Genomic DNA, 25,818 nt, shown 5'->3' with positions numbered 1-25,818 from the left:
GCTCAGCTTAGCGATATGAGTTGTTGCTCGACGGACACGGCCTCGGACATGCCGCTTCGATACGCGCCGAGCCCCTCGGCCATCTCTTCGAGTTCGAGTGCGTGCGCGGAGAGGCCGCAGGGGTGGCCTTCGGTCTCGAGCAAGTGGAGATTGTCGCGGATCAGCGTGAAAAGTGGGCTGGCAAGCGCCTCGCGCAGGCTCGCCGACTTCACGTTGTGTGTCGCGAGTGCGGAGACCGGGCAGGCGGTGACGTCGCCCGATGGATTGATGTGTGCGAATCCGCGGCCCGCCGACACGCATCCGCCAAGCGTTTCCTCGTCGCCGGGCGAGTGAATGATGAACGCGCCGCCGGTCATGCGGTCGCGATATTGAACGACAGTTTGGCGGAACAATCGGCGCTGCTCGTCAGTGAGTGTCGCGCCAGCGTCGCAGCCAGCGGTGGGTATCTGCTCGATGAACATGGCGAGCGGACCGCTGTGGGCGATGAGTTCGTCGATGTGATGCGGGTCGGTCCAGTAGCCGATGTTGGCGGAGCCAATGGTGACAGCGATCCCCGTGAGGATGCCGTCGGTGCGCAGGCGGTCGAGTGTGCCGAGGGCTTTCTCATAGACTCCGCGGCCGCGACGGAGATCGGTGAGATCGCGATCGCCTTCGAGGCTGACGACGATGACGGTGTTGGTGCAGGCCTTGAGGGTGTCGTAGTCGGCCTGCGTGAGCGCGGTGCCGTTCGTAAACACGAGGAAGAGGCGGTCAGGGTGATCGCTGAACAGATTCACGATGCCGGGGAGCAGGAATGGCTCGCCGCCCGCGATGAGGAAGGCCATGACGCCAAGCTGAATGGCTTCGTCTACCACCCGATACCAGGCGCTGAGATCGAGCCCCGGCCGGGCTGGTTTGGCCGCGACTGTGCCCACGGCAGCGGCATAGCATCCGGCGCAGCGCAGGTTGCAGCGGGAGGTCACGCTGAGCACAAAAAACGGCGGGACCTTGAGACCATCAGCGAGCATGCGGGCGCGAATGCGCTTGGATTGCGCGTGGGTGTGGACCAGGCGCAGGAATCCGGCGAGATAACGCGGATGGCGGTTGATCCAGGGGACGATCACGCGTGTAAGCTGCGGATCGATGTCGCGGAAGCGGCCGGCGAGGCCGAACATGCGTGCGGAGAGGGAGCCGTCGCGAATCTTGCTGTCTGGGCTCATAGTAGGAAGTACGGATGTGGCGCGGAACCGGTTCCGGTGGGACTTGAAGACACACCATGAAGTGAGCCGAATCACGGGACCGGCAGGTGGGTGGCGGCCTCCCGTCAAGTACTTACGCAGCGGGAATGCTTGCGCGCAGCCGCCCCGGAGGTCTAGGCTATAGGCATGCATCGATGTCGCTAACACCGGCCTGGTGAGAGCTCCGATGCCGGCGCGCGCCTGCTCGCGCACGTATCCTTCCCATCCTGACAGCTCCACCTTTATCCCCAACGCATCGAAGAAACGCCGGGTCCCTTTCCCGGCAGAGGAGACGACGATGGCGCGTATTGCCGCTGACGTAACTGAATTGATTGGAAAGACTCCGCTGGTTCGTTTGAATCGTGTGGCCGCCGGATTGCCCGCTACGGTGGTGGCAAAGCTCGAAAGCCAGAACCCCGTTGCCAGCGTGAAGGACCGCATCGGATTCGCCATGATCGACGCCGCTGAAAAAGCGGGCAAGATCAAGCCCGGCGAGACGGTGCTCATCGAGCCGACCAGCGGCAACACCGGCATCGCGCTGGCCTTTGTGGCGGCGGTGAGGGGTTACCGGCTGATCCTGACGATGCCGGAGACCATGAGCATGGAGCGCCGTGTGACGCTGCTCGCGTTTGGCGCGGAAATTGTGCTGACGCCCGGTCCCAACGGCATGAAGGGCGCGATCGCAAAGGCGAACGAGATTCTGGCACAGACGCCGAACGGCTACATTCTTCAGCAGTTCGACAACCCGGCCAATCCCGCGATTCACCTGGCGACGACGGGTCCGGAGATCTGGGAAGATACCGACGGCAAGGTCGACATTCTGATTTCGGGTGTAGGCACGGGCGGAACGATCACGGGTGTTGCGAAGTACATCAAGGCGAAGAAGCCGGAGTTCAAGGCGATTGCGGTGGAACCGTCGGACAGCGCGGTGCTCTCGGGTGGCAAGCCTGGGCCGCATAAGATCCAGGGGCTCGGCGCGGGCTTTATTCCCAGCATCGTCGACACGAAGAACATCGACGAAGTGGTCCAGGTGACCAACGAGGAGTCGATCGAGATGGCGCGGCGCCTTCCCAAGGAAGAAGGCCTGTTCGTCGGCATCTCGTCGGGGGCGGCGGTTGTGGCGGCGCTGAAGGTTGCGGCTCGGCCGGAGAACGCAGGCAAGCTGATTGTGGTGGTGCTGCCCAGCTTCGGCGAGCGCTATCTCTCGAGCATTCTGTTTGAGCCGCTGCGGCAGGAAGCACTGGCGCTTCAGACCCAGACCGTCACCCTGTAACGCAGTCAAGCCTGTTGATCGTGGGCTCCCGTCCTTCGCGCTGCGTGCGCGGAGGATGGGAACGATCGAAGTGGGATGGCATTGTTCGAACTCATCCGCGAAGATATCCAATCCGTGCTGGATCGCGATCCGGCTGCGCGCTCGCGCCTCGAAGTGTTGACGTGCTATCCGGGACTGTGGGCGGTTTGGTTTCATCGCGTCTCGCACCGGCTGTGGCGAGCGAAGCTGCGACTGCCGGCGAGGATGCTGTCGCAGGTGGCGCGCTTTATCACGGGCGTGGATATTCATCCGGGCGCGCTGCTGGGCCGCAGGCTGTTCATCGATCACGCGACGGGCGTAGTGATCGGTGAGACGGCGATTGTGGGCAGCGACGTGACGATCTACCAGGGCGTGACGCTGGGCGGAACGGGCAAGCAACACGGTAAGCGGCATCCGACGATCTGCGACAACGTGTTCATCGGCAATAACGCGAACGTGCTGGGGAATATCAATGTGGGCAAGAACTCGCGCGTGGGCGCGGGGTCAGTGGTGCTGACGGACGTTCCGCCGAACTCGACTGTGGTGGGTGTGCCCGCGCATATCGTTTACAGCAATGGGCAGCGCGTGCTGATCACCGATCCGCACGACATCAAGGATCCGCTGTCGGATGCGCTGATCGCGCTGTCATCGCGCGTGGAAGAGCTGGAGCAGTTGCTGGGCGCGCGCGGACGCACGCCCGAGCCGTTTGCCGAGGAAGAGGCGGAGCGGACAGCGTATCGCGAGGAAGTGCGGCTGGCGGAGTTCGTATCGATGGGCGAGGGGATCTAACAAAGCAAACAACGCCCTTTTTCTTTTAGACAAGACGCCCTGCCCGACCGTTCGCTTCTCATCGATGCAGATTTACTTCCGCGGTGTGGCGTCTGCTGAGGGATCTTTGGCCTTCTCTTCGCCGCTCTTCTCATCAGGTTTGACAGTCGAACGGATGACCATGATTCTGTTGAGCATGTCGAACCAGAAGGGCGCACCTAGCGAGACGGCGAGAGCAGTCAATAACCATCCCATCACACGCTCGAAATCAGCAGGCCCATCGCCCCAGGTCACGCCCTTCCATCCTATAGGAATCCCAATCCCGTTTAACTCCGAGATCGCCGCTTTGATCTTGTCAGGGGCGCTGGTTGTAGTGTCCTTTGTGGGATCATTCTTCGCGGCCGCCTCAGCGTAGGCGACAACACTTTGCCGCAAGCTCGCGTCCTTTGAAAGCCTCTTTGCATAACCTATGCAGTCAGCATTCGATACGACTGCCAAGATCAAGCCGACAACAAGTACGATGAACTGACTGCGGCGCTTATACCAGCCGGAGACACGGTCCATCGCGCTGTTGTACCAGTCCTCTACGCTCTTTTGCAACTTCTCGGCGTCCCCCGCGGCAACTCTCTCGAACGCTGCAAGTGCGGACGTGATATTGGCCGGGAGGGTCTGGGCAGCAGAGGCGCCCTTTACGAGATCAATCAGAGCAAGCGCAAAGTTGCGGGAGGGTATATAGGAGGGCAACTTCTTCTTGACAGTTGTTTCATATTTGCCTCTGAAGAGTGAATTGATGAGGCCGTGATCATACAATTTAGAAACGAAGTCGCCCGCATCCACACTCCCCACCAGCTCCTTGATCCCTTTCTCCAGAGCCTGAGCCCGCTTTTTAAAAACGCCCTCAATCAACTCATTGACCGCCGAGGCAATCAGGCTCAGCAAGAGGAAGAGGGATACCAGACCGATCGCGATATCAATGACATTCGATCCGAACATTGTTTCGACCTTTCGAACTGGAGTCTGAGCGAAGGCCGTCGGCGCATTTCAATGTGATTGGCATAGTTAGTCGCGCGCGGCAACCTGGCGCGTAAACGATAACATGCAATTGAAAATCTAACTCAAAATAATTTGGATTAAGTTGGAAGAGCCGGCGCTGTCAGGTGGAGCGGCTGAACTAACCTGATGACTTGCGACGAGCTTCTTGTATCGTCTCCAAAGGCTTCCTCATTTTGGGCCTGACGAACCCGCTTTTCCCGACCATCAACATCGCTCCTGCAAGCACTATGCCGACACACCCGCAATTCGTCGGAATGGTAGTTTAAAGTTATCCAAGCACTTACTTGCGGGAGTACCGTTTTTGCAATTTGCGTGTCTTTTTCTGCCAGCTTTGCTTTTCGCACCTGCAGTGGTTCATGCAGCTACGCATACCCGTGTTGAGTCCGCGCCCGTGCCGGCGGAGCTGCGGTCGAGTGCGTTCACGATCAAGGTGAATGGCGAACCGGTTGATGTGGCGCATGCCGCGGCGAACTACTCCTATGTGAGCTTCGATTTCAGCGGCGGTCCGGTCGACGTGGAAATTACTGCTGCCGAAGAGGGATTTTGGGATCGCGGTGTGGATGTTGAGCCGTGGCGGTTAGGCATCAGGCCGGTGCGCGAGAGGCAGACGATCCGGTTCCGGCTGGCTGGGCCGGCGAAGCTCGCGATATCACGGCCGCGCGATTTTCTGAACCAGGCGAAGATGCTGTTTCTGTTCGCGGGCACGCCGCCGCCGGCCGCGCCCAAGGTTGATGCGAACGTGAAGATTTACGCCCCGGGCGTGTATCACGAGAGCATTTCAGCGCATAGCGGGCAGACCATCTACCTCGCGCCGGGGTCGTATTTCTTCGGCGGCGTGAATCTGTGGCAGGTGGATCATGTGAAGATCCTGGGGCGCGGAACGGTTGTGTATGACGGGCCGCAGGACCCGGCCGCCGACGAAGGCTGGATGCACAAGCAGGACTGGCATTGCGTGGTGGCTGACCAGGCGCACGATATCGAGGTGCATGGGCTGACGTGCATCGTGCGGTCGCGGACGTGGTCGATTCAGATGAAGGATTCGGACGGGATTGTGTATGACGATCTGCGCGTGATCGGCGGCAATCCCGGGAATGCGAACCAGGACGGCATGGACTGGATCGGATCGAGCCATGGGCTGGTGCGCAATTCATTCTTTCGCGCCAGTGACGATGACATTGCGCTGATGGGCAACTGGGACGGCTATACCGACGCCGACATGGTGAGGCCGGGCAAGGAAGTGCACGACATCACGGTGGAGGATAGCGAGCTGTCGACGAGCATCTCGAACATTGTGCGCGCGGGCTGGCCGAAGAAGATCTTCAACTCGTGGAACTTCACGCTGCGCAACTCGGACATTCTGCATGCGGGCATTGGTGGGTGCGGGCAGACGTTCGGGCTGATCGGGTTCTGGGGCGCGAACGGATCGAGGGGCGATCACAACAACTACAGGTTCGAGAATCTGTGGCTCGACAACTGGTACTCGCTGGTGCAGATGGAGCAGCAGGCGCCGTCGTTGCGCAACTTCACATTCAAGAACATCTGGGCGCTGGATCAGCCGCCGCTGGCGGGATCGAGCATGCGCGGGGATATTACAGGCGCGGTGCTCGACAACGTGAAGTACGGACAGAAGGTGGCCACAACCAACGCCGATGTGCCGCTGGCGACTGACATTCCGCAGCCGGTGAAGTACGCGGCAGATAGCGGTGCGGAGGCGTTCTTTGCGGTGTATCCGCCGGTGGTTGCGAAGGGAGCCGAGGTGACGTTCACGGCGAAGGAGACGCCGCACGGCAAGTACGCGTGGCTGTTTGGCGACGGTACTGAGGCGCAGAGGCGCGTGGTGCATCACGTCTTCACCGATGCTGATGGAACGGATCTCGACGGGCGCAATGGCGCGGGGCGGTTCCGCGTGATGCTGCGCGCGGTGGACAAGGAGAAGAAGGAAGACTGGTCGTCGCAGGGGGTGGTCGTTGTGTCGAAGTGGTTTGAACCTGCGAATCCAGTGAGCGAGACAGTGCCTGGGCTTGCGTTTCATGTCTACCCGGGCACGTGGACGGAGCTGCCGGACTTCACCAAGGAGCAGGCAGTGATCGAGGGATCTGCGCCGGACCTGAATGCGAATGCGCAGGGATTCACGCACTACGGCGTGACGTGGGATGGCTTTATCGATATTCCTGCGGATGGTGGATACACGTTCCACCTGATGGATCGTGATGGTGCGCGCGTGGTGATCGATGGCGTTGAAGTTGCGAAGACGGGGCCGCCGTTTCCGCAGGTGTGTGGGTCGCCGGGAAATGCCGTGCGCTACGATCGCGGCGCGCTGGGATTGCATGCAGGCAGGCACATTCTGCATGTGGAGCAACTGCATCAGGCCAGCAACGGCGCGCCTCGCCTCTTATGGGAAGGGCCGGGGTTGCCGCTGACCGATGTGCCGGACGCGGCGTATTCGTCGCTGCGGCAAGTGGTGATCCGCGGATTTGGGAAATAGGACAGGGCATTAGGCATCCGGTGCGATCGTCGCGCATTTCTAATGCCTAATCCCTATTGCCTAATGCCTGTTATTTAGGCAGCTGCGTCGTGTCCCATCCGCCACCCAACGCGCGGATGAGTTGCACACTCGCTGCGAACTGGCGCGATTCCAGATCAGTGAGTGTGCGCTGGTTGGTGAGAAGAGCCTGTTCGGCGGTGAGCACTTCCAGATAGCTGGTGGCGCCAGCCTTGTAGCGCTGGTTCGACAGGTCGTACGAGTGCTGCGCCGATGCTACCGCGCGCTGCTCCACCGCGGATTCTTCATTGAGTATGCGCAGAGTGGAGAGATTGTCCTCCACATCCTGGAAGGCGTTGAAGATCGTATTTTTGTAGGCCGCGGCCTGTGCTTCGTACTGATGGCGCGCCTGGTCGGTGAGAGCGCGGCGCTGGCCGGCGTCAAAGAGAAGCTCGGCAGCCTGCGCACCGAGTGACCAGAAGGCGCTGGGGCCCTGCAGCCATGTGCCGCCGTGCGTGCCTTCAAATCCGCCGGTGCCGTTGAGACTGATCGTCGGATAATACGCCGCTATCGCGATGCCGATGCGCGCGTTGGCTGCGGCGGTCTGGCGTTCGGCTGAGGCGATGTCAGGACGGCGCTCGAGCAGCTGCGACGGAACGCCAACGGGAACCTGCGGCAGCTTCAGATCGAGCGGCGAAAAGGGAATGCTGAAATCGGGCAGGTTGTAGGTGGCGAGGGTGCCGATGGCGTGCTCGAACTGCGCGCGCGCCACGCCTACATCAACAAGCTGCGCGCGCACGGTTTCGAGCTGCGTCTGCGCCTGGGCAACGTCGACATCGGTGGCCACTCCACCTTTCAGGCGCCGTTGCGTGAGGTCGAGCTGATGTTCGAGATCGGCGACGGTCTGCTTGAGCACCTGGACCTGCGAATCGAGACCGCGTAGCTGGAAGTAGTCGGATGCGAGTTCGGAGTGCAGCAGCAGATCGACGTTGGCGAGGTCTGCGGCGCTGGCCTGCGTCGACTCGCGCGCCGACTCGACCTGTCGGCGAATCTTGCCCCAGAAATCGGGCTCCCATGTGGCTTGGCCGCCAATGGTGAGGTCGTTGTAATTCCCGTGCGCTCCCGGCGCCGCGAGCGGTTTGTTGCCCGATTGCTTATAGTGCGTGAAACCTAGTCCGGCAGAAAGCCTGGGGAACAGATCGGCGCGCACCACCGTGATCTGGTCGCGCACTGCGAGGTAGTTCTCCATCGCCTGCTTGAGCTGTTGGTTGTTAGTGGCGATGCGCTCTTCGAGCTTGTTGAGTTGCGGGTCGTTGTAGACCTCCCACCAGTTGCCGCGCAGCATGCCATCAGAGGGCGATGCGGGTTTCCACGAGCCGTTGATGGGATTGGGCGGCGGCGTGATGGAGGGCGCGCCGGTCTCCTTGTAGGTGTCGGGCGCCGTGAAGCCGGGCTTGTTGTAGTTGGGGCCGACGGGCTTGCAGCCGGCGAGAAGTGCGATCGTGCCGCCGGCGAGCACGGCTATCACACGGGCGAGTCGGGGTTCGTGCTTTCCCGCCCTTGCAGCGGAAAGACGCCGCAAGGACGGGGCACGGAAAAGTTTGAGCGCCGGAGACATTGCTACTGGCCTCCGTTGGGCTTCTGGGCGTCCTGATCGTGCCGCGGCTGAGGACGCGACGTGTTCTGGCTTTCGTTCTGCGAATTGGGCGTCTCGACGCGGACCTTCTGCCCTTCGATGAGCGAATCGGGCGGATCCTGAATGATGCGGTCACCGGAGTTGAGGCCCGTGATGATCTGCACGGTTGCGCCGTCGTCGATGCCGATGGTGACAGGAACGAGGTGCGCGATGGTTGCGCCGTTCTGGTCAGTGACGGTGCCGACGCGCATGCCTTCGCGGCGGAAGATGAGGGCCGACGCGGGCACGATGAACGTCTGGCCGATGGAGGGCGTTTTGAACTGTACCTGCGCGAGCGAGCCGGGCATCAGCTCGCCCTTGCGGTTGTCGATGTCGACTTCGACGAGCAGCGTGCGGTTGGAGGGATCAATAGCGTCGGCTGTGCGCACGAGCGTGCCCTGGAAGACGCGGCCGGGATACTGCGGGAAGGTGAGGTCGATCTTCTCGCCACGCTTCACAGAGGAGGCGTAGATCTCGGGGATGTTGGTGTAGACGCGAAGCGTTTGCAGCGCCTGCATGTGGAACAGCTCGCTGGCCGATCCCTCACTGATGAGCTGGCCCGTATCGACGCCGCGGGCGGTGACGGTGCCGTCGAATGGGGCGTAGATCTTTTCAAATCCCTGCAACTGCTGGAGACGCGCGACATTGGCCTGCGCGGACTTGACTACGGCAGAGGTGGACGCGGCCTGCGTGACGAAGGTTTCGGTGTCCTGCTTCGAGACTGCGTCGGAGCCGACGAGGCCCTTGTAGCGCTCGGCCTGGTTTTTCGCGTTGCCGGCGTTGGCTTCGGCGGTGGCCAGGTCAGCCTGAGCCTGCGCGACCTGCTGATCGACTTCAGGCGCGGCGATCTCGGCGAGCAGCGCGCCCTTCTTCACCTTCGCGCCGATGTCGTAATACCAGCGGACGAGGTAGCCGTTGGTACGCGCGTAGAGCGGAGCATCCGTGAACGCAGTTACGTTTCCGGGGAGCGTGATGGTGCTGACCGCGGCGCCGGGTTTGGCTGCCAGCGCAATGACGGTGGGCGCGGCGTTCTCCTGCGTAGTTCGCGCCAGGACTTCGTCGTTTTGCCGGCGCTTGAGAATGCCGAAGATCGCGTAAACGGTGATGGCGATGGCCACGATGACCAGCGCGACCGACGTGCCGCGCTTCGACGCGGGCGGATGGTCAGGCGCGGACTCGTGATTGTCCTGGTGCGCGTTGCGCGGCGCGGGCTGCGGTTGAGAGGGATGTTCGTTCGTCATAAAAAGCTACTCCGATTACTGGTCGAACTCGACTTACGGGGTCAAACTCGACTTACTGGTCGAACTCGTCGAGGGTGGCGCCTACCGTGGCAACCGTTCGCGTGCGGCGACGTTCGAGCCAACCGTGAACGACAGAAAAGAACACAGGAACAAAGAACAGCGTTGCAGTGGTTGCGAGCAGCAGGCCTCCGATAACGGCGCGGCCGAGAGGCGCATTCTGTTCGCCCCCTTCGCCAAGGCCGAGCGCCATGGGCACCATGCCGATGATCATGGCGAGCGCGGTCATGAGCACGGGGCGGAAGCGGACGAAACCCGCATTCAGCGCGGCTTTCTGCGCATCGCCGACCAGTGCTTCAAGTTGCTCGCGGGCAAAGCTCACGACAAGAATCGAGTTGGCGGTGGCCACGCCCATGCACATGATGGCGCCGGTGAGCGCAGGCACGCTGAGCCGCGTGTCGGTGAGGAAGAGGAACCACACGATTCCAGCCAGCGCCGCGGGCAATGCCGAGATGATCAGAAATGGATCGAGCCACGACTGGAAGTTGACCACGATGAGCAGATACACGAGCAGGATAGACATCGCGAGGCCGCCGAGCAGGCCGATGTAGGACTTGTACATGGTCTCGCTCTGGCCGCGCAGGATGAACTGCGAGCCGCGCGGCAGCTCCTTCTTGTGTTCGTTGACGATCCGCTGCATTTCGCGCGTAACAGTGCCGAGATCGGTTCCGCGCACGTTGGTGAAGATGTCGATGACGGGCTGCACGTCGTAGTGGCTGACTTCGCCGATCTCCGCGCCGGGCTGGATGCTGGCCAGGTTGCCGAGCACCTGCACGGGACGCGTTGTTCCCGGCGCAGTGATGGAGGCCGCGCTCGTCGGGCTGCCCCCGGCGCCGATGACTGTGGGGTTGATTTGCGCCGTGGCGCTCCCGGAGATCGGCAGGCTCTGCAGCTTGGCCATGCTGTCGAGGCGGTATTGCGGGCTTTGCGTGGCGATGTTGTAGCTAACACCGTTGCGCGGGTCGAGGTAGAAATTCGGCGCGGTCTGGAAGCTGCCGCTGAGTGAGATCAGGATGCTCTGCGCGACATCGCGCTGCGTGAGGCCTACAGACTCAGCGCGGGTGCGATCGACGTCCACCGTCATCTTCGGATAATCGAACGGCTGCTGAATGCGCGCGTCGGCAGCGCCGGGCACGTAGCGGATTTCGTTGAGCATGCGCTCGGCCAGCGCGCGGTTTTCCCATAGCCTCGGCCCAATGATCTGAATATCAATAGGCGCGGCGAGACCGAAGTTGAGGATCTGCGTGACGATGTCGACGGGGAGCACATAGAACGTGACGCCCGGATAGTCGTTGGCCAAAAGCGTGCGGAGATTCTCGACGTAATTATCGGTGGGGTGGTGCTTCTCGGTGAGCTGCACCTGGATGTCGGCGTCGGCGGGGCCAACGGGCGCCGAGGTCGAGTAGGACAGGTTCAGGCCGGAGTAGGGCAGGCCGATGTTGTCGACGATGTTGACGATCTCGTCCGAGGGAATGTTCTGCCGGATCGTTGCGTCGATGTGATCGCAGAGTGCGGCGGTCTCTTCGATGCGCGTGCCGGTGTGTGCGCGGACGTGAATCTTGAAGCTGCCGGAGTCAACGGTGGGAAAGAAGTCCTGGCCGAGGAACGGCGTGAGAATGCCGACCGAAGCGATCGCGAAGATCACGAAGAGTACGAGGAAGATTCCGGCGTGATGGACGGCGAGAGTGAGAAAACGCAGGTAGCCGATGCGGATTTTTTCGAAGCGCTCTTCAAAGGCAAGCTGAAAGCGTGTGAAGGGATTGCGGCTGGCTTGCTTGCGGGCCGATTCGGCGTCGTCATGCTCGTGGAGCAGGTAGCGCGCCATCGTTGGCACCACGGTGCGCGAAAGAAGATAGCTGGCGAGCATGGCGAATACGACGGCTTCAGCCATGGGTACGAACAAGTACTTCGACACGCCGCTGAGGAAGAACATCGGCACGAAGACGATGCAGATCGCGAGTGTGGAGACGAGCGCCGGTGTGGCGATCTGTGCGGCGCCGTCCAGGATGGCTTGCTCGATTTCCTTGCCGGCTTCGAGGTTTCGGTTGATGTTCTCGATTTCGACGGTGGCGTCGTCGACGAGGATGCCGACGGCCAGTGCGAGTCCGCCGAGCGTCATGATGTTGATGGTTTCGCCGAGGGCCGCAAGGCATGCGAGCGAACAGAGGATCGACAGCGGAATCGAAACCGCGATGATCAGCGTGGAGCGCCAGCTGCCGAGGAAGACCAGGATCATGACGCCCGTGAGGCAGGCGGCGATGATCCCTTCGCGCACCACACCCTCGATGGCGCCGCGCACGAAGATCCCCTGATCGCTGAGCGTGGAGATCTTCAACTGTTCCGGAAGCTGACCTTTTATGCCTTCGATCTTCGAGCGCACTCCATCGATGATCTCGAGCGTGGAGGAGGAACCAACCTTCAGGATGCTCATCAGGATGGCGCGGCGGCCATCTACGCGGACAATGTTGGTCTGCGGTGGACTGCCGTCACGCACATGCGCAACGTCGCGGATGTAGATGATCGCGCCGTTCACTGCCTTGATGGGCAGTTGATTGAGATGTGCGACTACCTCCGGCGTGGAGTTGGTCTCGATCGCGTATTCGAAGCGATCGATCTTCATGGTTCCGGCGGGTGCGATGACGTTCTGCGCGTTGATAGCGTTGACCACGTCGGATGGCGAAAGCCCCTTGGCCTGCAGGGCGTTGAGGTCGAGATCGACCTGGATCTGGCGCTGCTTGCCGCCATAGGGGTAAGGGGTCTGGGCGCCCTCCACGGTGGCGAGCTGGGTACGAATCGTGTTTTGGCCAGTGTCGAAGAGGCGCTGCTCGTCGAGGCCCTCGCCGGAAAGCCCGAGCTGAAGCACGGGCACGCTCGAGGCGTTGTACTGGATGATGAAGGGCGGGTTGGTCCCTGGCGGAAGCTGGCGCAACATCACCTGGCTGATGGACGTGACCTGGGCGACGGCGTTGGCCACGTTGACGTGCGGCTGGAAGAAGACCTTGATGACGGCGATGCCGTTGAGCGAGTTCGACTCAATGTGCTCAATGTCGTTGACGGTGGTGGTCATGCCGCGCTCGCTGCTGGAGACGATGCGGTTGGCCATCTGCTCGGCGGAGAGGCCGTTGAAGCTCCACACCACGGTGACGATCGGGATATTGATATTCGGAAAGATATCGGTCGGCATCGACTCGATGCTGAAGACGCCAACAATCAAAATCAAAAACGCAAAGACGACAAAGGTATAAGGCCGTCGCAGCGCAAGCCGGACAATCCACATCATAGGGCTGGTTCTCGCTCCAGAGCAGGGCCGGCTGGGACAGGGCTGCGCAGCGTCGTCTCAGCAAATTAACCCGCGTGGGCCGGCCCGGCAGTACCACTCTGACCCGCCGGCAAACCCGCCGCGGTCATTTAACCGAGTGAATCTACTATGGTAGTCGAAGTCGCAGGAAGACACAGAACGACTTCACGATGGGGAAGTTTCCCTCCTTCGTAGAGACGTTCAGGAAGGGGCATACGACGCAATATTTGCCTCCCGCGCATTGTGAAGAAATGTAAAGGCTTTGAGCCTTTCCCGAAATGTGCAAACCACTCTAAGCCACTGATCGCCAAAACCCTGGTCCGCGCGGGGAACTTCCAGCCATCTCGGTACGTTATAGTCAGAAAGGAATGGCCACACCTCCCAACAGGATTGCCCCGGCAAGCGCCGCCGCGCCCAGAAATGCGCAGGGCGGCTTCGTCTACCTGCCACTGATTGCCGGATGGCTGGTGCCCGGCGCAGGGCACTTTTTGCTGCGCAAGTGGGGACGCGGCGCACTGCTGGCGTTCTCCATCATCGGCATGTTCGTGCTGGGAATTGCGATGCAGGGCAAGATCTACTCGAGCGCCCATGACATCCTCGACGTGCTCGGACTGGTGGGAGACCTCGGCAACGGGCTGCTCTATGTGTTGGGGCGGGCACTGAACCTGGGCGCGGACCAGGTGCAGGTGACCACCGGTGACTACGGCCGCGCCTTTATCGTGGTGGCTGGGTTGCTGAACGTGATTGCAGCCATTGACGCGCACAATCTGCGCACCGGGAGGAAGCCGCTCTAATGCATCCTTCTCATTTCTCGGCTGTGCTGCTGTTCGCCCTGTTTGTCTCCATCGTCTTCGGCATCACCATGCGCGACACGCCGCAACGGATGGTGCGCTATGGGGCGTACTGCTTCGTGATGTTCGTAGGCGCGGCGATTGTGTTGAGCTGGCTGATGTTTTTGATCGCGCGATAGCCTACCGATTTAGAAATCCCAGAACTGCTGCTCGCAGTTCCTCGACCTCAGCTAGAAGCGCCTGTTTTTCGGCTGGGTCTATCAGCCGATTGATCAACTTCTCGGAGCGCTCGAGCGCGATCAAATCCTGATCAGGGTTGCCAAGGTAACCCGTCGGCAATTCATGCACTGCGTAATCCACGCCACCGAGGATGATCCGCAGGAGCCGTCGGATTGCGATCTGATCGAGCGGATCGACTGCAACCGCTTTCTCCAGATCATCACGAGTGCCGAGCCAACGGTGCGGTTCCGCACTAGCCGGATCAGCCAGTGTCCATTCGAGCAAAGTCGGTTCAATGAGCCGCCGCTGGAGAGGGTGGGGAATGAGCATGTGACGTCCAGGTGCATTTTCCACGATGTTTAGTAACCAGGATACGAACCCCTTGCGGTCCTGGAACGGCCTCTGTTCGAACCTCTTCAGAAATCGATTCAGGATAGAGAAGGCACTGGAACGTAAACCGCGTTCATATTCGAGGCAGAATTCGCCGTACTCGGCCCAGTCGGGAACCTGCTGAGCCCGCTCGGCAACCGCCTTCAGCGTTTCGAAGAAGTCTTTGCGCCAGAAATAATCTTTCGATCGCGGAACGGGCATATCTCACGCCATCCGCGGCCGCTGCCACACTGCCGCGTCGAACATGTGCCGGCAGGTGTATCCCTCTGACTTGTAGAGCTCGATGGCGCGCTGGTTCGCCTCGGTCACGGTGAGGGAAACCTCTCTCATGTCGAGGCGCGAGAAGCCCGAGGACGCCAGGGTAAGCAGGGTGCGGGCGAGGCCGCGACGTCGATAGCGGGGCTTCACGCAGAGTTGCGTGATGTGGCCGCTGTCGGCGCTGACGCGTGAGCCCAGCACCAGGGCCACCATTTCCCGGGTGTGCCTGTCGCAGATCACGAAGGAAACCTGCGGCGCGAACGTTCCGCAACCCGAGTAGCGGACGATGTTGTGCAGAAACCGCATGGAGCCGTGCGAGGAGCGGTACTGGTCGTTGATCAGGCTGTCCGGGTGGTCGGCGTAAGCCTCCGAGATGAGTCGGCCGGCGGGGCTGAGGTCGTCGTCGCGCCAGGGGCGGATCTCGAGGTCAGGTTGAGCCTCGCGCCTCCGCTCAATGTGCGCAGCGGACAGATCCTGCACCATGAACAGGCGCCGGTAGAGCGTGAATTCCGCCTCGCGAAAGACGTCTGCGTGGTCCCCGGAGGGGTGGAGCAGCAGCTGCGACTCGATGCGATCCACCTGCGGCGAGTGCTGCAGCGTTTCGAATAGGTGGGTGAGGAGCCGGTGCTCGATCTCCGCGGCGGTCTGTGGCGGAACCGGTTTCGCGCCATAGCCGGGTTCGCCATCGACGGCGAAGACATCGCCGATGACGGCCTTGGTTTCCTCATAGACGCAGAAGGCGTATCCGGTGACCCGGCCGTTTTCCAGCGCTGCATAGCCGGGAAGCATGCGGCTGTCGAGGTACTGCAGCAGGAGCCGGGCAGAGGTGGCGTAATCCCAGTTCAGGCGCACGCGCCACACCTCGCCTTCTGACTCCAGCAACGGGCGCAAAAGCGACGCGCTGAAGTGACGAAGATCGAGGATTTCAAGCGATACACCCGAGGTCATTCTCTATACACCTGTGCCCTGCAGAGGCTGCAGGGCCTTCCGGTTACTGTGCCACGACTTGCCTTGCGCTGCAACTTGCGGCGGTACTGAATGCTTCCGCCGGACGCGAGTCGGTTAACGTGCTCCTACTAAATAGACTTCCAAACCCTGTTCTGGCCAACTGAATAGGTCTTCGTAGTGTCGGCCTTCGAGGTACTGTTCGAGATCGGCCGGCGTGTGAAGGTCGGCGCCGCCGCGGCCGCTGACTCTTGCCACCAGCAGATGCTGCTCGTTCGGAACGCCGGTTTCAGCGTAATTGGCCACTTCATGGTTGCGGTAGAAAGCGAGGCCGTATTCCACGTCGCGGCGGACGCGGAATACGGCGACGGTCTCGGTGGGAGGCGCGTAGTTTTCGAGCTTCTCCGCCAGCGGGCGCGCCGAGTAGGAGCGGTCGAGCACCTGGATCACGTGCTTGGTGCCGCCGATGGCGGGAATCCCGAAGACCGGGCCGACGCCGTAGACGAACAGCATCAGCACCACGATCACCATGGACGTGACCAGGCGCAGGCGCGCCACGCCGAAGCCGTTGACCACCACCACAATGAGCAGCGCTGCGCCGGCCGCGGCAACAATGGCGACTCCCAGCGGGTGAGCGGGTGGCATCGCCGGGCCGTGCTCCACGAACCACGGAAGCAGCAGCGCGAACATGGTCATGATTCCGCACAGCACCGCATGGCCGGCCAGTTCGAGCCGGTGCAGGCCCCCGGGACGCTTCCGGTAGAGGTAGTCTCCCGTGAGGATGGTGATGGGCGGAATGGCCGGGAGAATGTAGCCGGGGAGCTTGGACTGCGAGACGGAGAAGAAGAGGATGGGGATGATGGCCCAGATGACCAGAAACTCAGGGAAGGCATCGCCGGGCCGGTTGACCTTCTTTTTGGCGTTCGGCTGGTGGCGCAGTCGCCATTCCGCGATTGACGTCTGAATGCCGTCCCAGAGCGCACGCAACGCGATGACGGTCCACGGCATGGTGCCGAGCAGGACGACCACCAGGTAGTAGTAGACCGGCTGCTCATGCTGGTAGCGGTTGGTGGCGAATCGCTCCAGATTGTGCTCGAGGAAGAACTCGCGGAAAAAGGTGGGGTTCTGGTGCTGAACGGCGATGAACCAGGGCAGCGTAATGGCGAAGTAAAGCACTACGCCCGGCCACCAGAACGAACGCCAGATGATGGACCACTCCTTGCGCAACGCGGCGAAGCAGCAGATGATGACGAACGCCAGAAACGGCGCCACCGGCCCCTTGGCCAAGGTGGAAACGCCGGTGAAGAAGTAGATGTCGAAGAGCCAGAACTTCGAGTCGGTCTCGTACCAGGCATACCAGCCTAGGAGGCCAATGCAGAGTGGGGCGGCCATCTGCATGTCAGTGGACGCGCCGCGGGAGAAGCCAATGATTCCCGCGCAGGCCACCGTGATCAGGGCCGCGTCCAGGTGCCCGCCTCGTCGGAAACGCCGCATGTGCAGGTAAATGAGCGCGATCATCATGAAGGAGAAGCTGACGGAGGGCAGGCGCGCGCTCCAGTCATGCACGCCGAACTCCTGGAAGACGAACATGGCGCGCCAGTAGTAGAGAGCGGGCTTCTCCAGCCAGGGGCGGCCGTAGAGAAACGGCGTGACGCAGGCACTCAGCTTGGCTTTTACGGTGTCGGCGGATTCGAAACGCTGCAGCATTTCGTGGGCGATCTGCGCGTACCGAGGCTCGTCTGCCCCAACCAGGCCCAGACCCGCGCCGCCCAGCGCCGGGGTCTCTCCATAGGCAATAAAGAAGATGGCGAAAACGGCCAAGACTGCCGCTTCGCATACGGTGCTCCATGCGGGCAGCCGCGTGTGCCGGCCTTCAGGCGAAACCGGAGCAGATGGTTCCAGGTAGGTCTCCACTTCGAGAACTTCTCCAAAGCACGCCGCTGGCTTTTCCGGAGCTCAGGGCGTTCAAGCGGCGCGGGCGATGCGGAATGCACTGCACTGCGCCGGCAGAGGCACGGCTCGCGGGTACCGCGGGCCGGTTTTCCTTTCGATGGCAAAAGGCTAACAGATCGATATAGGTTCAGCCTGAATTCAGGTTCAATTTATCCTCGTGGATCCCACGGTAATTCTTCATGTTTGGGCAGATGCTGCGCTACGCAAGGCCGCAGCGCAGCGAGGATTTCATCGAGCGCCCGCGGCAAAGGGCCGTCCAGAGTGACACCCGCCGCATTCTCGTGTCCGCCGCCGCCCAGCCCCTGAGCAATCGAGGCGACGTCCACCCCTCCCTTGCTGCGCAGGCTGGCGCGGATGCGCCCTTCCGGCAGCTCCCGCAGGAAAATGGCGGCTTCCACGCCGGCGATCGACACGGCGTAGTTCACAATGCCTTCGCAGTCTTCTTCAGCGGCGCAGGTCCTCACCATGTCCTGGTGGCTTACCGAGAGCCAGGCCAGGCGGCCTTCCCGCTTCAGATTGCTCAGGGCCGCGCCCAGCAGCAGCAGCTTTGAAGTGGCAGTCGAAAAATAGACTTCCTGGGCGATCCGGATCGGGTCAGCCCCGGCCTGCACCAGTTCCCCGGCCAGCGCGAAGGTGGATGCGCTGGTGTTGCCGTAGCAGAATCCGCCCGTATCGGTGAGCACGGTGATGTAGAGGCAGGTGGCCATCTCGGGCGTAACGGCGACGCCCGACGCCTTGATCAGCCGGTGGACCAGCTCTCCCACGCTGGCTGCGTCGCGGTCGATCCAGTTCACGTGGGCGTAGTTGCGGCCGGTGGAGTGGTGGTCGATGTTGACCAGCTGGAACTCTTCCAGGCCGCGCAGCCCGGTCCTCTCCGTGCTGTCGCACTCCAGCACAATGACGGCGTCGTAAGGGCCATGCACGCGCATGGCGAAGTGGATCGCGTCTGCACCGGGAACGCCGCGGTAGATGTTCGGCACGCGATCCGCGGCCACCAGGTCGACGCGCTTGCCCAACTTCTGGATCAGCACGCCCATGGCGAGCATCGAGCCCACCGCGTCGCCGTCAGGCCGCGAATGCGAGCAGACCAGGAACCGTTCGCCCTGGCGCAGGATGTCGAGGATGGCGGCGAGAGGGTCTTCCGGAACCCAGCCCGGCTCCCCATGGCAGGGGAACCATCCGTTATTCGAGGCCGCTCCGTTACCTGGCGCGCTGCCGTGGTCGCTGAGACTCATCCAGAAACTACTCCACCTGTGTCTTCTGTCGTTTCCGGCCGCGCGAGATCAGCTCGTTAATACGCGCCTGGAACCTGCCGGAGCGATCGGGGAAGAAGGCAAGGTCTGGAACATGACGCACTCCCATGCGTTCTTTCAACTCGTAACGAATATACCCTTTGGCAGCCTCGAGGCCGGCGATCGTCTCTTCTTCGGCCTTCACGATGTCCGGAACCGCGCCGTCAATCGCGACATAAACGCGTGCCGATTTGCCCCCCGGATTGAGGATGACTTCGCTGACGTAGCAGAAGCCGATGCGGGGATCGGAGAGTTCCCCCTCGATCATGGAGCCAATCTCTTCGCGCAGCGTCTCGGCCACCCGGTCGTGATGATGTTTGCGTGCCCGATGTTCCGGCATGTCAGCCCCCTTCCCACCGCTCCAGGGGCCGGTTTGGCCTCTCTGAGTGGTTGGGTAAACCACTCAGGATAGCAGAGAGTCAGGATGAGGGCAGATTGCGGCTACACAAGCCGACTTAGCTGGACCAAAGGACGAAGGTCGATCAGCGTGACGGGTGGCTTATGGATCGCGGTAATCGCGGCGCTTGACTTCGCGGATGGCCTCTTCGAGCCCTTGCTCCGCGGCCTTAGAGGTCCAGTACCGATACTGCATGTAGTCATGCTCGACGCCGAGGCCGACATCGTAGAGGTGGCCAAGCTGAAACTGAGCCCTGGCATTACCCTGCTCCGCGGCAAGGCGATACCACCGGGCGGCCTGCGTGTAGCTGCGTGGTATGCCCTTGCCTATGTAGTAGAGATCCGCCAGCCTTTGTTGGGCGTCCACAAAGCCTTTCGATGCCGCCAACCTATACCAGTACGCAGCTTCGGCCTCGCTTTGCGCGGCGCCTTCCCCTTTTTGATACATGAGGCCAAGGTTGTACTGCGCCCAGGCAAGGTTCGCGTCCGCGGCGCGCCGGCACCATTCAAACGCCCCGGCGAAGTCGTTGGTGCTGTAACACCTGAAGCTCACGTTGGCCTGCGCATACACCTGGCCCTGCTCCGCGGCCAATCGCTCCCAGCGTGCGGCTTGCGAGTCGTCCTGGGGCACACCCTTGCCTGCGTCATACATCGTGCTCAGGATGTATTGCGATTCGGCGTGGCCTTGCTCGGCCGCCAGGCGGAAGCTTGCCGCCGCTTCGACAAATCGCCCCGTGTTGTACTCGGCCACCGCGTTCCGATAGTCAGAGTTTGAGGACGAATTTGCGGCGTCGCGCCGGCCGCGGGCGAAGATGCTGGAGCGAACGGAGTGAAGCGACAACGCGCCGCTGGTGGGTATGTGCTGCAGCCCGGCCTGAGCTTTATCTTCCAAGAGCATTCACCTGGCGCTCGACGAACTCCAAACGGTACTGAGCATCGGAGATGCGCTCCCGCAGGCTGGCGGCGAGCTCACCAAGCAGATCGCGGTCCTCGCGGGCAGCCGCCTCGGCATCGACGTAGAGTTGCCCAATCTCGCTGCCAACAAGCGTCTTGTGTTCGCGATCCAGCGCGGCAATGTCTCGCTCTGCATGTTGAATCTGCCGTGTAATCCGAACAAGTGCGGCAGCGTTTCCTTCGTCGGCCAATGAGGTGTTGATCTCCAGATGATCGTCCAGCAGGCGCTGCAGCGTATCGGCGTCCCCGCGGCTATAGGCCTGGTTGGCGCGCATCATCAGCAATGTAAAGTGCTTCTGTTCGGCTTCGTCATTGGCAAAGTCGGGATGGATGCGCTTTGCAACCTCGCGAAACAACGTCTTAAGACTTGGTGACGGGTCAAACTCCTCCGGCTCCTGGTCGGCGCCGAAGGCCGCATCGTGGGTCTCCTGCGCGCGCTGGCGGGCTTCCTGTGCTCGCCGGCGCGCGGAGTCCGAGTCGTATAGATCCACTTCTCGCTCGGTAATGCGCGCGTTAATCTCGTCCAGCTCCGCATAGAGAATGCCGACCCGGTGGAGATAGCGCCCCTCGAACGCCTTCAACTGCGAGCGAGTCCGCGCAACCTCGGCTTCGCGCTCGGCAAGCGCGGAGCGAACGGCAGCAAGCCGCTGCCGCATTTCGATGAGAGCTGCGGCGTCGGGACTCTGCTGAAGGATGATTTCGGCTGGCATCTGGCTCCCGTCAGGGCTGCTTCTAGTTTAGCTGGCCTGCAAATCGGAAGGACAACGCGCCCATTTTGAACGCCTTTTGCCCCTTTGAGTTCATCCGGTCAATGAAGTGTTCCTCCGTCATGAATTAGGAAAGTGAATCCTGCAATCACAAGGACGGCCTCGATGACCCAAACGAAGACCCTCTCCGGAAGGCGAGCAACAATTCTCTTGCCTAGGAATGATCCCAGAATCATAACCGGGCCTAAAGCAATACCCGTGAGGATGTCGGACCAGACGAGCAATGCAGCGTGCCCATAAGCAAACAGCTTGGTCACATGCATTACAACCGTGGAGAGGGCCTCGGTGCCGATGTAGGCTCCCTTTATCAATCCGTATGCTAGGAAGAAGGGAGCCATGATTGGTCCGACGCTGCCAACTAGAGCGGAAAGAAAGCTTGATCCTGCTCCGATTGCGGCGAAGGCTGGTGTCGGAAATGGGTGGGCCGAGCGAAATCGGAGGTGACGCCAGACCACCACCAGCAGCAAGAAGACCCCTAGTAAATGAGTCAGTTTCGCCAAAGGGGCCGATGCAAACAAGGCTCCGCCGATGAGCGCCATAGGAACGCCGCCAAGAGCGAACCATCCGACAACTCGCCAATCTAACTCACGCCGGTTAAACCAGACGCGGCTTCCGTTCCCGATGAGTTGCGCGATGGTAAGGATAGAAACAGCAGCCCGCATCCCAAAAAATGCGACGAGCACTGGGAGCAACACCGCTGCGCCTCCGAATCCCGTGACAGCCGCTAGCGTCGAAGCGATCAGCGCAACGAAAAGTAAGGTCGGCCATATCAGAATGTGCGGCAAACATACCTCAACGCCTGGTGAGCGAGGTCGTACCCGAACTGGTGGTCAGAGAACCCAGCTCAGTCGAGTATCTCAGCGTCGGCGTGAACCTTGGCCATTCCCGGCGAGTGACCATCGCCTATCCGGAAGCTTGCCAGGAAACGTTGTGCCGATTCAGCCAAAGTCGCCTAGCCCCAAATCACCACAAATCCCGGCTCGGGACGTCGCCCCAGACCGCCACCCTCATCCCCTGCGCTGTCATCCAGAGCGCAGCGAAGGATCTGCGGTTGTTCTTGCGCCCTTGGGTGGGGTTATTTCCGAATCGCCTACGACACGCTCATAACGTTTGGCAAGACCGTCGCCGAGGGAAGTTGGCGCTGGTTCCTATGCGAGGAACCAGCGCCAAGTGAGGAGAACCAGAACAGATCGTTACGGCCGCCACGTCAACAGAAAACCGTGATTGAATTGGCCGTCGTTTGTAGTGTAGCGTCCTACGATCTGACCCTGCGGATTGATGCCATTGGCGTAGGTGCTTAGTGACTTTGGATAGTTGATTTGAATGTACTCGCCATTCTTTATCAGCCAACCGCTCTCGTCTAAAAAGCCACGGATGCAGCCTCCCACAATGTCGCCCTCAGGGTTCAGTCCGCTGAGATAAGTGGTCTGGCATGCCTCGGGAAAATCGATGGTTTGGAACTCCCCGTCTTTGAAGACGAATCCGTGAGATTCCGTGTTGAAGTCGTTGGAGTAGTCGCCGATTATACGACCCGAGGTGATCTGCGTCGCCAAGGTCTGAAAACCGGGCACATCAAATGGCGTGAATTTGCCCTGTTTGTCCAACAGGTAGCCGTGATTGCCCGTTTGGTCCCACCAGGTTCCGACGACCACTCCATTGGGGTCGATGCCGAAGCCGTCTGTTCCGAGTGCCCCGGGGTAGTCGATGGACGTGAACTTTCCATTTTTCAGTACATAGCCATGCTCAGTTCCATTCGCCGAGTCGTACCAGCCCACTATCTCTCCGCGAGGAGATATGTAGGTGGCATCTGTCCAGAGTGAGCCCGGGAAGTCAATGGATTGAAACTGTCCGTTGATGAGCAGGAATCCGTGCCCGTGATACGTTGTGCCGTCAAAGGTGACGTATCGGCCGAGGATTTGGCCGGATGGGGTGATGGCGGTGGCCTCGGTATTCACAGCACCGGGATAGTCAAAGGACGTAAATACCGGGTTCTTTTTGCTTTGGGCTGTGCTGATACAAGCCCAAAGGGCAACGAAGCACAAGATTGAAAATCTGTACATTGGGAGCGCCTCCCTTCATCGACAGGTGATGATCGGACTCTCTCTTCAAGGCGTGTGCGGAAGAAACGAGGGGTGTGTTCCTTTAGAGAGACAGATCGACAGCTATCACATCAACAGAGCGGCTATCGCGTCTGTGACCGTTGGTACTCGATTGCGTGACAAAGGCTGAGCTTGAATCACATGAATTCCGGCACGAGGAACGTGGGGCGTTCAACTGGGTTTTGGCCGAGTCACCCCCTACCCGGAAATCGCCATCGAAACTGTGTGCCGATTCTGTCAATGTCCCTCAGACCAACTCAGCGCAAGCGCCGGTAGCCCCGCGGCCTCAGCCCGATACTTTGCGCCCCCGCCCAATAAGGTGGCTCACCCCCGCCCCCAGGAACGCAGGCGCCGTCGCCACCGCGATCAGCACGAACTCGAACGGCCAGAGGTTGTGGTTGGTGGGGTCGGCGGAGCAGTCGGCCACGATCAGGCACGCATTGGCGGCAAAGAATCCGCCGAGCAGGGCAACGGGCACCCAGCGCTTCTTCCCATCGAAGCCCAGCGTCAGCAGCAGCCCGGCAACGAACGCGAGTACCGGGAGCAGATACCACGGGAGCAAGTCAGGGCCGTGCTCGCGCGCCGTGTAAGGCCGGAACTTCCAGAGGAAGACCGCGTCGAACATCACGCCCATAAACACGGCGCTTGCATACCGCCACTCCCGCGAGGACATAGGGCCTTTCCGGAGCCAAAAACCGCCCCTGTGGAAAACTTGTCAAGGGGTATTTCGAAAAATAGTTTGTAACTACATTACATATCAACCAGATACAAATCAAAGAAAATTGCCGAAATACTATCGGAAGAGAGTACGCTTTTAAGTAGGGAGAAAACACGCCGCGCATGCGGCGTTTTTTATTGCCTTTCGGCCGCCTGGCGGGCGATGGCAAACCCTCACAATTGAAGCTCAACGCAGCCCTTCCGTTCCTGCCGTTCACCCGGCCGGAGCAGAAGGGCTTTCGTGTTTCTGGCGCCAGGCGCCGCGCTCCTCAAGCCCGGCGATGGCAGCACTGGGAGTCAGGTTTGACGTCCCAAAACCCTCACAACCAACTACGAAGAGGGCGGCCTTGCGCCGCCCCGAAGGAGATTGTTATGAACTCGTTTTCGAACATGTGGCAGCATCCGCGGACTTCCGCAGCAGGCATTCTGATCGCAACCCTTACCGTGTCCGGAGTCCTGGCTCAGCAGGGCATCACGATGGGCAAAGCCGGAACCGGCAGCGTGGTCTCGCTCGCGGGGGCGCTGGCGACGGCCTTTCTGGGATTGCTGGCCCGGGATCCGGGGAGCCCGGCTGACGCCACGGCCAGCTCCCGGGTGAATCCGCCGGCGGGCCGGTAGGGTTCCTGGTTTCCCACCCTCTCGACCGAAAGAGTCGGCAGGGTGGGAAGCGATTTTCTATCCAGGGGTATTAACCACAAAAATAATACAAAAATGAAAGATGAATATTTTCACTTTACGGGAGAAAGCGTATAAATATCATAACCTAAATAACTTAATTAGGAAACGACTCATCACACGTTTTCGCCCCAATCGCGAATAGATTGCGAAAATAAAGCGAAAGATCCAACTTGCATCCGTCGCGACGATTTACTGAAGGGTAAACTCAGTCAGGAATGCCCTAGACGAGCGCCTGAAAAGGCTCCCCCTTCTCTTTCCGCATCGCCTTCCACAGCTCCCACACAAACTGAATCGCCACGATGAAGACCAGCACTTCCGCGCCCGTAAAGAGGGCCTGGTTGAGCTTGTCGAAGTCGAAGCCCGCGGGCAGACGGCTCGCCTCAGCAGGATTCAGCTCCAGATAGATGTGGCTGGGCGCGGCCACCAGTATGGCAATCGGCACGATGCCGAGCGCCTTGAAGAAGAGCTTCTGGATCGGATGGCGCCTGCGCCACGTTCCGCTGAGCAGGTTATAGCCGTGCACGGCGATCTGTATGGCGTTAAAGGCGACAATAGCCCAGAAGAACGTGATGGTGATGGGCGCGAGGCGTACCGGCGAGTGTTCGAGGATTACAGCGCCCGGCCCGAGAAGCACTACAGGATAGTTCGGGATGAGCAAGAGCCAACCCAGCACCGCAATCTCAAAAAGGAACTCGGCTACGGCACCCCCGAATGAGCGCGGCTTGCCTGTGCTGGCCTCCTGCTTTTCGAGTGGGGGCAGGGTACTGGGCGACCACTGTGGCCCCGCGGCGAAGATGGCGGGGCACTTTTCGGGCCAGCGCTCGGAGACGAGCTCAAGCACCACGAACGCACCCGTGATCCAGGCCGCCACGACGATCAGGAAACCCGGATACTTGAAGACCTGCTGGGCGACCCAATCGAACGAATGCGTCTCGACGATCATGCGCACAGCAGTGGCGATGGCGTAGGCCACCGTAGCCCACATCGTCGCGAGCCTGAGGATGTACAGATACATGGGAAACACCGTCGGCCCGATCAGGTAGCGCGGCGCCTGGTAGCGCGAGGCCATCTGCATGGGCGGCCCCAGCTCCTTGAGCCAGTCGATCATCTCGCCTTCAGTGAGTGGGCGGCCCAGGCCGGCTTCGCGCTCCTCACGCTGCGACTCAAGATTCGCCCGAAGCTCGGCAACGATGTCAGCCTGCCGCTCCCAGGGCAGATACCTGCCAACCGCCTGAAGATAGCGTTCGAACAGATCCATGACGTTGTCCATGGCGTTC

Annotated in this window: 22 protein-coding genes; 6 read left to right on the top strand and 16 right to left on the bottom strand. The window is 60.9% G+C overall.

Going from position 1 to position 25,818, the window contains the following annotated elements:
* Positions 1-2 precede the first annotated feature (2 nt).
* Entirely contained in the window at positions 3-1,199 is a 1,197-nt protein-coding gene (locus MOP44_RS02280; protein WP_260794275.1) for a radical SAM protein, read from the bottom strand.
* Between the two features lie 316 nt (positions 1,200-1,515).
* Between MOP44_RS02280 and cysK the strand changes: the two genes are divergently transcribed.
* Complete coding sequence (gene cysK / locus MOP44_RS02275) at positions 1,516-2,490, top strand: cysteine synthase A (protein ID WP_260794274.1); 975 nt, start codon at positions 1,516-1,518, stop codon at positions 2,488-2,490.
* 75 nt (positions 2,491-2,565) lie between these two features.
* Positions 2,566-3,297: a serine O-acetyltransferase gene (gene cysE, locus MOP44_RS02270; protein ID WP_449290006.1), complete on the top strand. Its 732-nt coding sequence runs from the start codon at positions 2,566-2,568 to the stop codon at positions 3,295-3,297.
* A gap of 72 nt (positions 3,298-3,369) precedes the next feature.
* Here cysE and MOP44_RS02265 read toward each other — a convergent pair whose 3' ends face one another.
* Positions 3,370-4,269 (bottom strand): hypothetical protein, encoded by a 900-nt coding sequence (locus MOP44_RS02265; RefSeq protein ID WP_260794273.1) that lies wholly within the window; start codon positions 4,267-4,269, stop codon positions 3,370-3,372.
* A 409-nt stretch (positions 4,270-4,678) separates the two neighbouring features.
* Between MOP44_RS02265 and MOP44_RS02260 the strand changes: the two genes are divergently transcribed.
* Positions 4,679-6,814: a PA14 domain-containing protein gene (locus tag MOP44_RS02260; protein ID WP_260794272.1), complete on the top strand. Its 2,136-nt coding sequence runs from the start codon at positions 4,679-4,681 to the stop codon at positions 6,812-6,814.
* Between the two features lie 70 nt (positions 6,815-6,884).
* On the opposite strand, the gene MOP44_RS02255 is transcribed toward MOP44_RS02260, so the two are convergent.
* The 3 genes from MOP44_RS02255 to MOP44_RS02245 form a co-directional block, all read right to left on the bottom strand.
* The gene (locus tag MOP44_RS02255) at positions 6,885-8,339 is read right to left on the bottom strand and encodes an efflux transporter outer membrane subunit (RefSeq protein WP_260794271.1); all 1,455 of its coding nucleotides are present in this window, start codon (positions 8,337-8,339) and stop codon (positions 6,885-6,887) included.
* Between the two features lie 92 nt (positions 8,340-8,431).
* On the bottom strand, positions 8,432-9,727 hold the full coding sequence (locus tag MOP44_RS02250; protein WP_260794270.1) for an efflux RND transporter periplasmic adaptor subunit: 1,296 nt from the start codon (positions 9,725-9,727) through the stop codon (positions 8,432-8,434).
* A 52-nt stretch (positions 9,728-9,779) separates the two neighbouring features.
* Positions 9,780-13,061, bottom strand: a complete 3,282-nt coding sequence (locus tag MOP44_RS02245) for an efflux RND transporter permease subunit (RefSeq protein ID WP_260796725.1) — start codon at positions 13,059-13,061, stop codon at positions 9,780-9,782.
* A 389-nt stretch (positions 13,062-13,450) separates the two neighbouring features.
* Here MOP44_RS02245 and MOP44_RS02240 point away from each other — a divergent pair, with 389 nt between their 5' ends.
* Together MOP44_RS02240 and MOP44_RS02235 are read left to right on the top strand one after the other, a co-directional pair.
* Entirely contained in the window at positions 13,451-13,876 is a 426-nt protein-coding gene (locus MOP44_RS02240) for a DUF6677 family protein (protein WP_260794269.1), read from the top strand.
* Entirely contained in the window at positions 13,876-14,052 is a 177-nt protein-coding gene (locus MOP44_RS02235; protein WP_260794268.1) for a hypothetical protein, read from the top strand. The genes MOP44_RS02240 and MOP44_RS02235 overlap by 1 nt, the downstream gene beginning before the upstream one ends.
* Before the next feature lies 1 nt (position 14,053).
* Here MOP44_RS02235 and MOP44_RS02230 read toward each other — a convergent pair whose 3' ends face one another.
* The 10 genes from MOP44_RS02230 to MOP44_RS02185 all read right to left on the bottom strand — a co-directional run bounded on the left by MOP44_RS02230 (position 14,054) and on the right by MOP44_RS02185 (position 23,819).
* Positions 14,054-14,683 (bottom strand): hypothetical protein, encoded by a 630-nt coding sequence (locus MOP44_RS02230; RefSeq protein WP_260794267.1) that lies wholly within the window; start codon positions 14,681-14,683, stop codon positions 14,054-14,056.
* Positions 14,684-14,686: 3 nt separating this feature from the next.
* Positions 14,687-15,688 carry a GNAT family N-acetyltransferase gene (locus MOP44_RS02225; RefSeq protein WP_260794266.1) on the bottom strand — a complete coding sequence of 334 codons (1,002 nt, stop codon included), beginning with the start codon at positions 15,686-15,688 and terminating at the stop codon, positions 14,687-14,689.
* Between the two features lie 114 nt (positions 15,689-15,802).
* Positions 15,803-17,599, bottom strand: a complete 1,797-nt coding sequence (locus MOP44_RS02220) for an ArnT family glycosyltransferase (RefSeq protein ID WP_260794265.1) — start codon at positions 17,597-17,599, stop codon at positions 15,803-15,805.
* A gap of 188 nt (positions 17,600-17,787) precedes the next feature.
* Positions 17,788-18,873 carry a DHH family phosphoesterase gene (locus MOP44_RS02215; protein WP_260794264.1) on the bottom strand — a complete coding sequence of 362 codons (1,086 nt, stop codon included), beginning with the start codon at positions 18,871-18,873 and terminating at the stop codon, positions 17,788-17,790.
* A gap of 7 nt (positions 18,874-18,880) precedes the next feature.
* Positions 18,881-19,270: a 30S ribosome-binding factor RbfA gene (gene rbfA, locus MOP44_RS02210; RefSeq protein ID WP_260794263.1), complete on the bottom strand. Its 390-nt coding sequence runs from the start codon at positions 19,268-19,270 to the stop codon at positions 18,881-18,883.
* A gap of 159 nt (positions 19,271-19,429) precedes the next feature.
* Positions 19,430-20,224, bottom strand: a complete 795-nt coding sequence (locus MOP44_RS02205; protein WP_260794262.1) for a tetratricopeptide repeat protein — start codon at positions 20,222-20,224, stop codon at positions 19,430-19,432.
* Positions 20,208-20,990 (bottom strand): hypothetical protein, encoded by a 783-nt coding sequence (locus tag MOP44_RS02200; protein WP_260794261.1) that lies wholly within the window; start codon positions 20,988-20,990, stop codon positions 20,208-20,210. The genes MOP44_RS02205 and MOP44_RS02200 overlap by 17 nt, the downstream gene beginning before the upstream one ends.
* A 98-nt stretch (positions 20,991-21,088) precedes the next feature.
* Positions 21,089-21,832, bottom strand: a complete 744-nt coding sequence (locus MOP44_RS02195; RefSeq protein ID WP_260794260.1) for a sulfite exporter TauE/SafE family protein — start codon at positions 21,830-21,832, stop codon at positions 21,089-21,091.
* Positions 21,833-22,240: 408 nt separating this feature from the next.
* A complete protein-coding gene (locus MOP44_RS02190; protein ID WP_260794259.1) occupies positions 22,241-23,107 on the bottom strand; it encodes a hypothetical protein in 867 nt (288 codons plus the stop codon).
* A 325-nt stretch (positions 23,108-23,432) separates the two neighbouring features.
* Entirely contained in the window at positions 23,433-23,819 is a 387-nt protein-coding gene (locus tag MOP44_RS02185; protein ID WP_260794258.1) for a hypothetical protein, read from the bottom strand.
* 416 nt (positions 23,820-24,235) lie between these two features.
* Between MOP44_RS02185 and MOP44_RS02180 the strand changes: the two genes are divergently transcribed.
* Positions 24,236-24,481 carry a hypothetical protein gene (locus MOP44_RS02180; RefSeq protein ID WP_260794257.1) on the top strand — a complete coding sequence of 82 codons (246 nt, stop codon included), beginning with the start codon at positions 24,236-24,238 and terminating at the stop codon, positions 24,479-24,481.
* A gap of 280 nt (positions 24,482-24,761) precedes the next feature.
* On the opposite strand, the gene MOP44_RS02175 is transcribed toward MOP44_RS02180, so the two are convergent.
* Positions 24,762-25,811, bottom strand: coding sequence for a hypothetical protein (locus MOP44_RS02175; RefSeq protein ID WP_260794256.1), 1,050 nt, complete (start codon positions 25,809-25,811; stop codon positions 24,762-24,764).
* Between the last annotated feature and the right edge of the window lie 7 nt (positions 25,812-25,818).

The organism is Occallatibacter riparius, assembly GCF_025264625.1.
Taxonomy (GTDB): domain Bacteria; phylum Acidobacteriota; class Terriglobia; order Terriglobales; family Acidobacteriaceae; genus Telmatobacter; species Telmatobacter riparius.
This window is presented reverse-complemented; position numbering and strand designations above follow the sequence as displayed.

Bases quoted from the DNA above. Each gene is read 5' to 3' on its own strand.
- MOP44_RS02245 (WP_260796725.1), bottom strand. From the start codon at position 13,061: ATGTGGATTGTCCGGCTTGCGCTGCGACGGCCTTATACCTTTGTCGTC.
- MOP44_RS02250 (WP_260794270.1), bottom strand. From the start codon at position 9,727: ATGACGAACGAACATCCCTCTCAACCGCAGCCCGCGCCGCGCAACGCG.
- MOP44_RS02265 (WP_260794273.1), bottom strand. From the start codon at position 4,269: ATGTTCGGATCGAATGTCATTGATATCGCGATCGGTCTGGTATCCCTC.
- MOP44_RS02180 (WP_260794257.1), top strand. From the start codon at position 24,236: ATGAACTCGTTTTCGAACATGTGGCAGCATCCGCGGACTTCCGCAGCA.
- rbfA (WP_260794263.1), bottom strand. From the start codon at position 19,270: ATGCCGGAACATCGGGCACGCAAACATCATCACGACCGGGTGGCCGAG.
- MOP44_RS02230 (WP_260794267.1), bottom strand. From the start codon at position 14,683: ATGCCCGTTCCGCGATCGAAAGATTATTTCTGGCGCAAAGACTTCTTC.
- MOP44_RS02205 (WP_260794262.1), bottom strand. From the start codon at position 20,224: ATGCTCTTGGAAGATAAAGCTCAGGCCGGGCTGCAGCACATACCCACC.
- cysE (WP_449290006.1), top strand. From the start codon at position 2,566: ATGGCATTGTTCGAACTCATCCGCGAAGATATCCAATCCGTGCTGGAT.
- MOP44_RS02225 (WP_260794266.1), bottom strand. From the start codon at position 15,688: ATGACCTCGGGTGTATCGCTTGAAATCCTCGATCTTCGTCACTTCAGC.
- MOP44_RS02235 (WP_260794268.1), top strand. From the start codon at position 13,876: ATGCATCCTTCTCATTTCTCGGCTGTGCTGCTGTTCGCCCTGTTTGTC.
- MOP44_RS02200 (WP_260794261.1), bottom strand. From the start codon at position 20,990: ATGCCAGCCGAAATCATCCTTCAGCAGAGTCCCGACGCCGCAGCTCTC.
- MOP44_RS02185 (WP_260794258.1), bottom strand. From the start codon at position 23,819: ATGTCCTCGCGGGAGTGGCGGTATGCAAGCGCCGTGTTTATGGGCGTG.
- MOP44_RS02175 (WP_260794256.1), bottom strand. From the start codon at position 25,811: ATGGACAACGTCATGGATCTGTTCGAACGCTATCTTCAGGCGGTTGGC.
- cysK (WP_260794274.1), top strand. From the start codon at position 1,516: ATGGCGCGTATTGCCGCTGACGTAACTGAATTGATTGGAAAGACTCCG.
- MOP44_RS02240 (WP_260794269.1), top strand. From the start codon at position 13,451: ATGGCCACACCTCCCAACAGGATTGCCCCGGCAAGCGCCGCCGCGCCC.
- MOP44_RS02215 (WP_260794264.1), bottom strand. From the start codon at position 18,873: ATGAGTCTCAGCGACCACGGCAGCGCGCCAGGTAACGGAGCGGCCTCG.
- MOP44_RS02190 (WP_260794259.1), bottom strand. From the start codon at position 23,107: ATGTACAGATTTTCAATCTTGTGCTTCGTTGCCCTTTGGGCTTGTATC.
- MOP44_RS02280 (WP_260794275.1), bottom strand. From the start codon at position 1,199: ATGAGCCCAGACAGCAAGATTCGCGACGGCTCCCTCTCCGCACGCATG.